The sequence below is a fragment of the Mycobacterium sp. UM_Kg1 genome (assembly GCF_000972925.1).
GTDB classification, from domain to species: domain Bacteria; phylum Actinomycetota; class Actinomycetes; order Mycobacteriales; family Mycobacteriaceae; genus Mycobacterium; species Mycobacterium hiberniae.
Genome location: NZ_JRMK01000038.1, coordinates 1 through 12,106 on the forward strand (window position 1 = coordinate 1; position 12,106 = coordinate 12,106).

General features: G+C 66.8%; 10 protein-coding genes. 6 read left to right on the forward strand and 4 right to left on the reverse strand.

Annotation, left to right across the window (positions count from 1 at the left end; genetic code table 11):
• From LI92_RS08315 to LI92_RS08325, 3 genes are all read left to right on the forward strand, one after another.
• Positions 1 to 559: TetR/AcrR family transcriptional regulator (locus tag LI92_RS08315; RefSeq protein ID WP_046317969.1), on the forward strand; the 559-nt coding region annotated here is incomplete at its 5' end.
• Between the two features lie 108 nt (positions 560 to 667).
• The gene (locus LI92_RS08320; protein WP_046318018.1) at positions 668 to 1,099 is read left to right on the forward strand and encodes an MmpS family transport accessory protein; all 432 of its coding nucleotides are present in this window, start codon (positions 668 to 670) and stop codon (positions 1,097 to 1,099) included.
• Positions 1,096 to 3,909: an MMPL/RND family transporter gene (locus LI92_RS08325; protein WP_046317970.1), complete on the forward strand. Its 2,814-nt coding sequence runs from the start codon at positions 1,096 to 1,098 to the stop codon at positions 3,907 to 3,909. Before LI92_RS08320 ends, LI92_RS08325 begins: the two co-directional genes overlap by 4 nt.
• Positions 3,910 to 3,921: 12 nt before the next feature.
• On the opposite strand, the gene LI92_RS08330 is transcribed toward LI92_RS08325, so the two are convergent.
• Together LI92_RS08330 and LI92_RS08335 are read right to left on the reverse strand one after the other, a co-directional pair.
• Entirely contained in the window at positions 3,922 to 5,742 is a 1,821-nt protein-coding gene (locus tag LI92_RS08330; protein WP_046317972.1) for a fatty acyl-AMP ligase, read from the reverse strand.
• 76 nt (positions 5,743 to 5,818) lie between these two features.
• Positions 5,819 to 6,100 (reverse strand): hypothetical protein, encoded by a 282-nt coding sequence (locus tag LI92_RS08335; protein ID WP_052740737.1) that lies wholly within the window; start codon positions 6,098 to 6,100, stop codon positions 5,819 to 5,821.
• A gap of 246 nt (positions 6,101 to 6,346) precedes the next feature.
• Here LI92_RS08335 and aceA point away from each other — a divergent pair, with 246 nt between their 5' ends.
• On the forward strand, positions 6,347 to 8,647 hold the full coding sequence (aceA, locus tag LI92_RS08340; protein WP_046317976.1) for an isocitrate lyase ICL2: 2,301 nt from the start codon (positions 6,347 to 6,349) through the stop codon (positions 8,645 to 8,647).
• A gap of 6 nt (positions 8,648 to 8,653) precedes the next feature.
• Here the strand turns inward: aceA and LI92_RS08345 are convergent, their stop codons facing one another.
• Positions 8,654 to 9,301: an HD domain-containing protein gene (locus tag LI92_RS08345; protein WP_046317978.1), complete on the reverse strand. Its 648-nt coding sequence runs from the start codon at positions 9,299 to 9,301 to the stop codon at positions 8,654 to 8,656.
• A 33-nt stretch (positions 9,302 to 9,334) separates the two neighbouring features.
• Positions 9,335 to 9,601, reverse strand: a complete 267-nt coding sequence (locus LI92_RS24615) for an SDR family oxidoreductase (RefSeq protein WP_502691419.1) — start codon at positions 9,599 to 9,601, stop codon at positions 9,335 to 9,337.
• A gap of 248 nt (positions 9,602 to 9,849) precedes the next feature.
• Here LI92_RS24615 and LI92_RS08355 point away from each other — a divergent pair, with 248 nt between their 5' ends.
• Together LI92_RS08355 and LI92_RS08360 are read left to right on the forward strand one after the other, a co-directional pair.
• Entirely contained in the window at positions 9,850 to 10,491 is a 642-nt protein-coding gene (locus LI92_RS08355) for a UbiX family flavin prenyltransferase (RefSeq protein WP_046317981.1), read from the forward strand.
• Positions 10,492 to 10,553: 62 nt separating this feature from the next.
• Positions 10,554 to 12,080 carry a UbiD family decarboxylase gene (locus LI92_RS08360; protein WP_286134943.1) on the forward strand — a complete coding sequence of 509 codons (1,527 nt, stop codon included), beginning with the start codon at positions 10,554 to 10,556 and terminating at the stop codon, positions 12,078 to 12,080.
• Positions 12,081 to 12,106: the final 26 nt, after the last annotated feature.

The window sequence follows — 12,106 nt, forward strand, 5'->3', positions numbered from 1 at the left end:
CAGTCGGCGGATCATCGCCGCCGCCGTCGACCTGGTCGCCGAGACGGGGTCGGCGGTGTCGCTGGCCGAGGTGGCCGGCTCGCTCGGGGTGATCCGGCAGACGGTGTACCGCTACTTCCCCACCTCCGACGCGCTCATGCGCGCGGTCGCCATCGCCTCCGTCGACGACTTCCTCGACCGGCTCACCTCCCACGTGCACGGAATCGCCGATCCGGCCGACGCACTCACCGAAGGGGCGCTCTACACCCTGGACGCGGTGGCCCACTCCCCCCACCTGGGCGCCATGCTGTCGTCGTCGTCGGCGCACAACCGGGAGATGGCGTCGGCCGAGGCCCGCGCCTTCGGCATGCGGATGATCGAGAGGTTCGACGTCGACTGGGCCGAGCACGGCTACGACGAGGCCGCCCTGCGTGAACTCGTCGAGTTCACCCTGCGGATCATGCTCTCGTTCGTCGTGGCGCCCAACGACCCCGATCGCTCCCCCGAGGAGCTGCGCCGGTTCCTGCGCCGGTGGCTCGGCGAAGCCGTCGCCGCCCAACCCGGCCGACCCGCTCCGTAACCCACTTCACATACCCCAGTGGGCATTTTGCCGCCGGGGTTATATACCCTACGGGGTATCGTATTCCACGTCGGTTCGGGTCAGAGTGAAACTTCGGAGGTGGCCACCATGCTCACAATTGCCAAGCGGGCCTGGGTGCCGGTGGTCGTCGCCCTGGCCGCGCTCGCCGGGACCATTGCGGTGGTCAACCTGCGCGGCGCCTTCGGCTCCGACGAGATATTCCGCTGGGACGGCAGCGGCTCACGGCCGATCGCCTCGATCAACCAGAAGCGGATCGTCTACGAGATCTTCGGCCCCGACGGCAGCACCGGCGGGGTCAGCTACCTCAACGAGCAGACCCAACCCGTCGAGGCGCGGTTTTCCCAACTGCCCTGGACGTACACGATCACCACCACGAGTCCGGCCGTGATCGGCAACGTGGTCGCCCAGGGTGACGGCGATTCCATCGGCTGCCGCATCACCGTCAACGGCACGGTCAAAGACGAGCACCTGGCCACCGGGCACCACGCCCAGGTCTTCTGTCTGGTGAAAGCAGCATGAACGAGCACGGCAATCCCCGTCCCGCCTATATGCGCCTGGTTCGTCTGCTGGCGTGGCCGCTGATCGTCTTCTGGTTCCTGCTCACCCTCGGGCTCAACGTGCTGGTGCCACCGATCGAATCGGTCGCGCGGGAGCACGCGGTCACGATGTCGCCCCAGGACGCACCCTCGTTGATGGCCGCAAAACACATCGGCGCGACGTTCGAGGAATTCGACTCCGACTCGATGGTCATGCTGGTGATCGAGGGCGAGAACAAACTCGGGCCCGACGCCCACCGCTACTACGACACGTTGATCGAGAAGCTGTCCGCCGACCACGAACACATTCAGCACGTCGCCGACCTGTGGGGCGACCCGATCACCGCCGCGGGAGTGCAGAGCACCGACGGCAAAGCCGCCTACGCCCAGATCAACACCGCCGGCGACCAGGGCAGCACCCTGGGCAACGAGTCGGTGGATGCGGTGCGCAAGATCGTCGCCTCGGTGCCGGCGCCCGACGGGGTCCAGGCCTACGTCACCGGGCAGGCAGCTCTGACCACCGACATGACCGAGGCGGCCGACAAATCGATGCTCAAGATGATGGCCGTCACCGGCGTGGTCATCATCATCATGCTGGCCATCGTCTACCGCTCCGCGGCCACCGTCGCCCTGGCCCTGGTGATGGTCGGCTTCGAGATGGGCACCGCGCGCGGCCTGGTTGCGCTGCTGGGAAACCTCGGCCTGCTCGGGTTCTCCACCTTCGTGGTGGCGATGCTGTCGTCGCTGGCGATCGCCGCCGGGACCGACTACGCGATATTCCTGATCGGTCGCTACCACGAGGCGCGCAATGCCGGCGAGGACCGCGAAACCGCCTGGTATTCCATGTTCCGGGGCACCTGGCACGTCATCTTGGGCTCCGGACTGACCATCGCCGGCGCATCCCTGTGTCTGCATTTCGCCCGGCTGTCCTACTTCAAAGCCCTGGGCATCCCATCGGCGCTGGGTCTGCTGGTGGTGATCGCCGGTGCGCTGACCGTCGCCCCGGCCGTCGTCGCAGTCGCCGCCCCCCTGCTGGACCCCAAGCGGGTCGAGGGGCGCGGCTGGCGGCGCATCGGCACCGCCAACGTCCGCTGGCCGGGCGCGGTCTTCGTGGCCGCCCTGCTGGTCACGCTCGCCGGCATGCTCGCCGTTCCGGGGATGAAGATCAGCTACAACGACCGCTACTACATCCCGGCCGACCTGCCGGCGAACGTCGGCTACGACGCAGCCGAACGCCACTTCAGCGCCGCCCGGATGAATCCGGACGTCCTGATGGTCGAAAGCGACCACGACCTGCGCAACCCCGCCGACATGATCGTCTTGGACCGGATCGCCAAGAACATGTTCCGCACCCGCGGGGTGGAACGGGTGCAGAGCATCACACGGCCCCTGGGCAGCCCGATCGACCACACCTCGATTCCGTTTCAGATCAGCATGCAGGCCGTCCCGATCCAGCAGAACCTGCAGTTCATGAACGATCGGCTCGCCGACATGCTCACCATGAGCGACGACCTCGGCGCCACCATCGCCTCGATGACCAGACTGCGCGAGCTGGTCACCCGGATGAGCGGGACCACCGGCCGGATGTCGGCCGACATGGCCGACATCACCGCCACGGTCGACGAAATTCGCGACCACATCGCCGATTTCGACGATGTGGCCCGCCCGGTCCGCAATTACTTCTATTGGGAGCAGCACTGCTTCAACATCCCGGTGTGCCACGCGGTGCGCTCGGTGTTCGATGCCTATGACGGCATGGACCAGTTCAGCGAGAAGATGCGGCCGCTGCTCAACGACATCAACGACATGCAGGCGGTGATGCCGCAGATCGTCGAGCAGTTCGCCCCGATGATCGCGGTCGCCGAGTCCATGCGGGCCAGCCTGCGCAGCATGCACTCGAGCTTCTCCGGGCTGGTGAACCAGATGTCGCGGATGACCGACACGGCCAGTGAGATGGGCCGGGCGTTCGACGCCTCCAAGTCCGACGACTACTTCTATCTGCCGCCGGAGGCCTTCGACAACCCGGACTTTCAGAAGGGCCTGCAGCTGTTCATCTCACCCGATGGAACCGCTGCCCGCTTCATCGTCACCTACGACGCCGACCCGGCCACCCCCAAAGGCATTTCGTTTGTGGAGCCGATGCTGGCCGCGGCCCACGACGCCGTCAAGGGCACGCCGCTGACCGACGCGAAGTTCTACCTGACCGGAACCGCCGCGGTGTACAAGGACATCCAGGCCGGGTCTGCCTACGACATCCTGATCGTCGGGGTGGCGGCGGTGACCCTGATTTTCATCGTGATGTTGTTGCTCACCCGGGCGCTGGTCGCCTCCGCGGTGATCGTCGGCACCGTCCTGCTGTCGTTGAGCGCGGCGTTCGGTCTGACGGTGCTGGTGTGGCAACACATCTTCGGGCTGCCGCTGAACTGGATCGCACCGGTCTTCGGCGTCATCATCCTGCTGGCGGTGGGCTCGGACTACAACCTGCTGCTGGTCTCCCGATTCCAGGAGGAGATCGGTGCCGGCATCAAGACCGGCATCATCCGCTCGATCGGCGGAACCGGGTCGGTGGTGACCGCGGCGGGCCTGGTGTTCGCCTTCACCATGATGTCGATGGCGGCCAGCGACCTGTACTCGATCGGCCAGGCCGGCAGCACCATTGGACTCGGACTGCTGTTCGACACCCTGATCGTGCGGTCGTTTTTGACGCCGTCGGTCGCCGCGCTGCTCGGCCCGTGGTTCTGGTGGCCCCAGAAAGTCCCGGCCCGGCCGCTGGCGTCCGCGCAACGACCGTAGGGTCCCGCGGCATCAACGCACGCCGAGGGTGCCCGCCAGATACTGCCGGCGGCACGCGGTGCGGCCGAGCTTTCCGCTGGTGGTGCGCGGGATCGCCCCGGCGGGGACGAACCGCACGTCGGCGGCGTCCACGTCGTGCACCCGGCGGACCTGCTCCCGGATGGCCGCGATCGCCGGGGCCGGATCCTTGCGGCCGGTGCCGGTCGCCCGTTCGGCGACGATCACCAGTTGATCGGTGGGCACGGCGAACGCGACGACGTAGCCGCTGCGCACCATCGGCGAGGCGTGCGCCACCGTGTTCTCGATGTCTTGCGGGTAGTGCCCGCGTCCGCCGAGGGTGATCAGGTCTACCGTCCGTCCGGTGACGTAGAGCTCGCCGTCGAGGTAGAAGCCCAGGTCGCCGGTGCGCAGCCAATCAGCGTCGGCGGGGGTGGTCCCGGCATGGCTGCCGCGCTCGAGCCGGGAGCGCAGCCGGGCGCCGAACGCCTGCCGGGTCTCCTGCGGCCGGCCCCAGTAGCCGGCGGTGACGTTGTCGCCGTGCAGCCAGATCTCGCCGACCCTGCCGTCGGGCAGTTCGGCGCCGGCGTCGACGATGACCGCGGCCAGGCTGCGGGCGACCTGCCCGCAGGAGACCTGACCCAGCGCACCCGGGTCGTCGGCGCCGACCGGCGTGGCGCGTCCGGCACCGAGTTCCTCCCGGTCCAGGTACAGCACGCTCGGCTCGGCGTCGGGGGCGATGGTGGCCACGAACAGCGTGGCCTCGGCGATGCCGTAGGACGGCTTGATGGCGGTGGCCGGCAGACCGTAGGGCGCGAACGCCTCGCTGAAGGCGGTGATCGCTGCCATGCTCACCGGCTCCGACCCGATGATCATCACCACCCGCGACAGGTCGATGTCGGCGCCCGGTGCGGGCAGGCCGCGCGCCGCGGTCAGCTCATAGGCGAAATTCGGTGCTGCGGTCACGACCCGGCCCCGGCGGGAGGCGTCGGAGAGGGCCGCGATCCAGCGCTGCGGGCGGCGGATGAACGCCGTCGGCGAGATCAGGGTGGAGTGGCCGCCGTAGACCGCCGGGAAGCCGATCATCGACAAGCCCATGTCGTGATAGAGCGGCAGCCAGCTCAGCCCGTGGGTGTTGCGGTCCAGCATGTCGATCGACAGGATCATCTGCAGCAGGTTGGTGCCCACCGATCGATGGGTGACCTGCACACCGATCGGCGGCCGGGTGGTACCCGAGGTGTACTGCAGGTGCGACACCCCGTCGACGTCGATGGGCACGGGCACGAATGCCTGCCCGGCCGAGTCCGGGATCTCGTCCAGCACCACCACCCGGGGCCGCAACGGCTGCGGCAGCCTGCCCAGAAACGCCTCGACGGCCGCGCGCGCCGCAGACGTGGTCAGCGCAACGGTGGGGGTGCAGTCGGCCAGAGCGGTCTCGAGCCGCTCGGCGTGCCCCGGCAGCTCCGGGGCGAACAGCGGCACCGCGACGGTGCCGCACTTGATCGCGGCGTAGAACCCGGTGATGTAATCCAGGCCCTGCGGCGCGAGAATCGCCACCCGGTCACCGGCAACGGTCAGCTCCTGCAGGCGGGCGCCGATGGCACGCAGGCGCTGACCGAGTTGCGTCCAGGTCAGTTCCACTGCCGTGGCGCCCTCGTCCGGACCGGCGAAGTCGAGGTAGCGGAAGGCCACCGCGTCGCCCACGGTGGCGATATTGCGGTCGATCATCGAGATCAGCGTGTCGCCCGGCGGCAGCACGATCCCGCCGTCGGCGTCCAGACACTCCTCGATCTGCACCAGTCCGCTTCGGGGCGCGCAACGCTGCGACTGCACCATGCCCGCAGTCTAGGGTTGCGCGTCGTCAGTCACGAGTCCAAAGGCGGCTCCACACAACCGCGTTCACCGCAGCCGGTCAGGGGGACGGTTCGCGCAGCGCCAGGCTGATGAACACGTAGCCCATGCAGATCAGCAGATTGAGCGCGGCGATCATCAGGCCGGCCATGATGAGGGCGTTCATCACGCGCCGCCGGTTACGCCGTGCCCTGGCCAGCCGCTGCTCATGCTGGAGTTCGGTGGCCGCGAGCGCGAACGCGACGTCGACCGACTCGCTCGACGCCAGCGGTGCGCCGACCGCCATCTCACGCAGCCGAGCGGGCGGAATCCGGACCCCCACCGCGGCGAACCGCCGACTCATCCGTCGCGCCGCCCAGCGGCCGGTCGTGCCTGGCCGCGACGGCGGTTGCCACCGCTGTGCCCACCGATCCGACGGGGACGTCATAGCGCTTGAGCTTAGCCACGTCGGTTCACGAATCCGAGGGCTTCGGCGGGGTTCCGCGGCCTTGACTTCGGGTACTGAAGATGTAGGGCAAAACCGAGCTGCCGCTCAGCGTGCGGCGGCACAATACGGGGAGGAAGCACGGGTGCAAGGGAGCGAAATTCCATGACCACGATCCAGAAGAACCCGACGACGAGCACACCGGTCGACCGCGGCATCGACGCCGACATCGCAGCGATGCAGCAGTACTTCGACAGTCCCCGATTCGCGGGCATCACCCGCCTCTACAGCGCCCGTCAAGTCGTCGAACAGCGCGGCACCATTCCCGCCGACTACACCGTCGCCCGTGAAGCGGCTGCCGCGTTCTACGCACGGCTGCGCGAGCTGTTCGCCGCGAAGAAGAGCATCACCACCTTCGGGCCGTACTCGCCCGGCCAGGCCGTCGTGATGAAGCGAGTCGGCATCGAGGGCATCTACCTGGGCGGCTGGGCGACCTCGGCGAAGGGGTCCATCACCGAGGACCCGGGGCCCGACCTGGCCAGCTACCCGCTCAGCCAGGTGCCCGACGAGGCAGCAGGGCTGGTGCGTGCCCTGCTGACCGCAGACCGCAACCAGCAGTATCTGCGCCTGCAGATGACGCCGGAGCAGCGCGCCGCCACGCCCGCGGTGGACTACCGGCCATTCATCATCGCCGACGCCGACACCGGCCACGGCGGTGATCCGCACGTGCGCAACCTGATCCGCCGCTTCGTCGAAGCAGGCGTTCCCGGCTACCACATCGAGGATCAGCGTCCCGGCACCAAGAAGTGCGGACACCAGGGCGGCAAGGTGCTGGTGCCCTCCGACGAGCAGATCAAGCGCCTCAACACCGCCCGCTTCCAGCTGGACCTGATGGGCGTGCCCGGCATCATCGTCGCGCGCACCGACGCCGAGGCGGCCAACCTGGTGGAGAGCCGCGGCGACGAGCGCGACCAGCCGTTCATCCTGGGCACCACCAATCTGAGGATCCCGTCCTACAAGGCCTGTTTCCTGGCGATGACGCGCCAGCTCCACAACTCCGGCATCACCGAGATCAACGGTCACCTGCTCTATGCCCTGCCCGAGGGCGAGTACGCCGCCGCCGACGCCTGGCTGGAACGCGCCGGGATCACCGCCTTGATCACCGAGGCTGCCCGGGGCTGGAGCAGCGACGGGAGCAGATCCGTCGACGGCATCTTCGACGAGATCGAGTCGAAGTTCGTCGAGGCCTGGCAGAACGACGCCGGGCTGATGACGTTCGCCGACGCCGTGGCCGAGATGCTCGAATTCGCCGAACGCGAAGGCGAACCCAAAGACATGACCGCGGATCAGTGGCGGGAGTTCGCCGCCCGCGCACCGCTTTACACAGCCCGGGCCAAGGCCGCCGAACTCAACGCCGATCCCGGCTGGGACTGCGAACGGGCCAAGACCCCCGAGGGCTACTTTCAGGTGCGCGGCGGCATTCCCTATGCGATCGCGAAGTCCCTGGCCGCGGCGCCGTTCGCCGACCTGCTGTGGATGGAGACCAAGACCGCGGACCTGGCCGATGCCCGCGAGTTCGCCGAGGCGATCCACGCGCAGTTCCCCGACCAGATGCTGGCCTACAACCTGTCCCCCTCGTTCAACTGGGACACCACGGGGATGACCGACGACGAGATGCGGGCCTTCCCCGCTGAGCTCGGCAAGATGGGCTTCGTCTTCAACTTCATCACCTACGGCGGTCACCAGGTCGACGGTGTGGCCTCCGAGGAGTTCGCAGCCACCCTGTTGCAGGACGGCATGCTGGCACTGGCGCGCCTACAGCGCAAGATGCGCCTGGTGGAGTCGCCCTACCGCACACCGCAGACGCTGGTCGGCGGGCCCCGCAGCGACGCCGCGCTGGCCGCGTCGTCGGGCCGCACCGCCACCACCAAGGCGATGGGCGCCGGCTCCACCCAGCATCAGCACCTGGTACAGACCGAGGTGCCCAAGAAGCTGCTCGAGGATTGGCTGGCGTTGTGGGCGCAGCATTATGAGCTCGGTGAGAAGCTGCGGGTGCAGCTGCGGCCGACGCGTCCCGGCTCCGATGTCCTGGAACTGGGGATCTACGGCGACGACGACGAGAAGCTCGCCAACGTCATCGTCGACCCGATCAAGGACCGGCACGGCCGCAGCATCCTGACGGTGCGCGACCAGAACACCTTCGCCGAGAAGCTGCGCCAGAAGCGGCTGATGGATCTGGCACACCTGTGGCTGATCCACCGGTTCAAGGCCGCGGCGGTGCACTATGTCACCCCCACCCAGGACAACCTGTACCAGACCCAGAAGATGAAGGAGCACGGCATCTTCAGCAGCGTCAACCAGGAGGTCGGCGAGATCATCGTCGCCGACGTCAACCACGCGCGCATCGAGGAACTGCTGGCGGGCGACCGGGTGGCACTGGGCAAGCTGATCAGCAAAGCGGACTGAGCGCGACTACTCGGGCCAGCTGTTGCCGAGAATCGTCTCCACGAAGTCCTGACGGGCGAACGACGGGTCGAAATGTGCGAGCACGTCGGCGTTCACCGTGCCGAATGTGCTGTCCGGGCGGTGTTTGAAGCCGTCATTGAAGGCGTGCAGGATGCGACGCTTGAAGTCGGGACGCGGGTGCGCCGCGGTCACCGCGTCACGAAGGTCCGCAGTCAGGTCGTCGCGGCCGAATCCGAGTACATCGGTTTCCACACCGGCGGTGACCAGAGCGATCTCCGGGTCCAAGAATTCGGGGATACCCGGCGTGGTGTGCAGCGCGATGCTCAACCAGACCTTGCGGGCCTCGAACTCGTCGATGCCGCGCTCCACCAGGAAGGTGCGGGCGGCGTTGGCACTGTCGACCTCGAACCGCAGCTGCGACTCGCGGTAACGTTCGGTCAAGCCCAGATCGTGAAACATGGCCCCGACATACAGCAGTTCCAAGTCGGGCGTCAGACCTCGCCGGTGGCCCTGCAGCACCCCGAAGAGGTACACCCGGCGGGAGTGATGGAACAACAGGTCGCCTTCGGCGTCACGAATGTACTCGGTGGTCTCGCGCACCAAGGCGGTGTCGGGGATGACAACGCCGGCGATGGTCTCAACGGCTCTGGTCATTGATCTGGTTCCTTTCATTTCACGACATCGTGCTTATCCGGCGAGACTTCCGCCGCCGTCTACTCCGATGGTCTGCCCGGTGAGGTATCCGGCGTCCTCGTCCAACAAGAAGCAGATCGCTTGTGCGATCTCGGCCGGCCTTCCGACGCGACGCATCGGAATGTTCTGCAGGAGTGCGCTTTCTCGCTCCGACCCGACCGCGTCGACGTCGGAGCCTGCCAGGCGATCTGCGACTGCCCGCCCGATGCCCTTGGATGCACCGGTGATCAATATTCGCCGTGTGGGCGTGGTTGCCGGCATGGGAGTTCACTCCTATCGCCTCTCGCCATCCAGTCTGCGTAGTGAGCAGGTGACCGAGCCGTGGCTGATCAGCCGCGAATCCCACAGATCCAGACAAACGTCGGCCAGGAACACGTGGCTGAATCTGTGGGAACCACGGCGGATTTGACCGTCGCGGCAGCCCGACGGCCGCACCAGACTGGCGACAGTTCACCCAGGTGTCGCCCCTCGGCGTCGGGGCAGGGTGATCTGAGTGGAGGAGGACAGCGATGCGCCTAGTCGTCGCGATGACCGGAGCAACGGGCGCCACCTTGGGCATCCGCCTGTTGGAAACGCTCGGAGAGCTGGGGGTGGAGACGCACCTGATCCTCAGCGAGTGGGCACGGGCAACGATCAAGATCGAGACCGACGCCTCCGTCGCCGATGTCCGAGCACTGGCCACCCACAGCTACAGCGCTGGGGATCTCGCAGCAACCATTTCCAGTGGATCCTTCCGCACCGACGGCATGGTCGTGTGCCCTTGCAGCATGAAGACGTTGAGCGCCATCCGAATCGGCTTCAGCGACAACCTGATCACCCGTGCCGCCGATGTCACGCTCAAAGAGCGGCGCAAGCTGGTTCTGGTCGCTCGCGAAGCGCCACTGAGCGAGATTCACCTGGAAAACATGCATTACCTGGCGCGTGCCGGGGCGGTGATCTTCCCGCCGACCGTCGCCTATTACAGCCGGCCCAGCTCCGTCGACGAAGTGACCGACTACGTGGTCGGCCGCGTCATCGATCAACTCGGGATCGAACACTCGCTGATCAACCGTTGGAAGGACGGACCGCGCCCGACCGCGAACGGCGAGGCGAGGACCGGTGAAGACGACGAAGCGTCAGCTCGACTGGCAATCGTGAGGAGAGCGAAATGACTTCCACAACAGGCATTCCCCGTCGCGCCAACGCCGCTGAGCCAGTCAATACCGGTCCGGATATGCGTAGCTGGCTCGCCACTCTCGAGGCCGCGGACCAGTTACGCCGCATTACCGTTCCGGTCGACTGGAACGAAGAGATCGGCGCGATCACCCGCGCCAACCTTTCTCTGGGCGGGCCCGCACTGCTGTTCGAGAACATCATCGGCCACACCAGCACCCGATGCACCAAGCTTGTGACGTCGGCGCTGGGGAGCCGACGCCAGATCCGGCTGATGTTGGGGCTGCCCGCGGGCACCAGCGATTCGCAGATCGTGGCGCACCTTCGCGAGGCGTTCAAGAGGCCCGTTCCGCCGCGCGTGGCCCAGACCGGTCCGGTCAAGGAGAACATCGTCGAAGGCGCCGACATCAACCTCGATGAGCTGCCCGTGCCTAAGTGGCATGGCGAAGACGGCGGCCGCTACATCGACACCTACTGCGGTGTGGTCACCCAAGACAAAGTGACGGGCCGTGACAACATCGGCCTGTACCGGGGCATGATCATCGACCGCGACAAGATCGCCAAACTGCTGGTGCCGAGTCAGGGCTGGGGCGGTCATATGGCGGAGTACAAGCCGGAGCCGATGCCGGTTGCCGTCGTCTACGGTTGGCACGACGTACTGCCGTTCTGCGCCGGCAGCCCCTTCCCTAAAAGCATCTGCGAATGGGACATGATGGGCGCCTTACTCGACCGCCCGGTCGATCTGGTCGCCTGCGAGTCCGTTCCGCTACATGTACCGGCGTCCGCGGAGATCGTGGTCGAAGGGTATATCAGTCCGGACCCCGCCACCTTCGCCATGGAGGGCCCATTCGCGGAATACCCGGGCTTCATCGGCGATGCGGCCCCCGCACCGGTCCTACGCGTCACCTGCATCACCCACCGCAACAATCCGGTGCTACGCGGAACCCTCGAGGGCATTCGGCCCGGGATGTTGAACGAGGACAGCATCATCAACTTCGCGCGATCGGCGATCACTTGGAACGCGCTCGACGATCTAGGGATCGGCGGTATCACCGACCTGTGGATGACAGAGGTCACCAATGGTCAGAACACCCTGGTGCAGATCCAAAAGCGATACCGAGGACATGCGCAACAGATCGCCGCGGCGCTATGGGGCACCGGTGGTGCGGTCTGGTTCCACAAGAATGTCGTGGTCGTCGAGGAAGACATCGATCTCCATGATCCGGCGGCGCTGGACTGGGCCATGTCATACCGAGTCAACGCCGGTCTGGGCGACATCGCCTTCTTCGGACCGGGTTTCGGGTCATCACTGGACCCATCAACTCCGCCGGAGCGCAACGACGCCAACAAGTACGGCGCCGGGGAATGGACCCGGGTGCTCGTCGACGCCACCCGCAGCTGGGAAGTCGCGCCCCGGGAGGTCTGGGGTGGGCGCCGCTTCCCGCCCACCGATCGGCTCGCTCCCGAATTGGAATCTCGAATCGCCGCCCGGTGGGCAGAATATGGGATCGGTATCCCCTACCTTGATGACAAGGGGCGCGGAATGCTGACCCTGGAGAAGCTGAGCAAGCGTTTTCCGGCGGTGTAGAACCGTGGCAGCATTCGCCGGTGCCG

What these genes read in the sequence shown, in the direction of transcription:
- LI92_RS08320 (WP_046318018.1), top strand. Translation starts at nt 668, where the DNA reads ATGCTCACAATTGCCAAGCGGGCCTGGGTGCCGGTGGTCGTCGCCCTG.
- LI92_RS08325 (WP_046317970.1), top strand. Translation starts at nt 1,096, where the DNA reads ATGAACGAGCACGGCAATCCCCGTCCCGCCTATATGCGCCTGGTTCGT.
- LI92_RS08330 (WP_046317972.1), bottom strand. Translation starts at nt 5,742, where the DNA reads ATGGTGCAGTCGCAGCGTTGCGCGCCCCGAAGCGGACTGGTGCAGATC.
- LI92_RS08335 (WP_052740737.1), bottom strand. Translation starts at nt 6,100, where the DNA reads ATGAGTCGGCGGTTCGCCGCGGTGGGGGTCCGGATTCCGCCCGCTCGG.
- aceA (WP_046317976.1), top strand. Translation starts at nt 6,347, where the DNA reads ATGACCACGATCCAGAAGAACCCGACGACGAGCACACCGGTCGACCGC.
- LI92_RS08345 (WP_046317978.1), bottom strand. Translation starts at nt 9,301, where the DNA reads ATGACCAGAGCCGTTGAGACCATCGCCGGCGTTGTCATCCCCGACACC.
- LI92_RS24615 (WP_502691419.1), bottom strand. Translation starts at nt 9,601, where the DNA reads ATGCCGGCAACCACGCCCACACGGCGAATATTGATCACCGGTGCATCC.
- LI92_RS08355 (WP_046317981.1), top strand. Translation starts at nt 9,850, where the DNA reads ATGCGCCTAGTCGTCGCGATGACCGGAGCAACGGGCGCCACCTTGGGC.
- LI92_RS08360 (WP_286134943.1), top strand. Translation starts at nt 10,554, where the DNA reads ATGCGTAGCTGGCTCGCCACTCTCGAGGCCGCGGACCAGTTACGCCGC.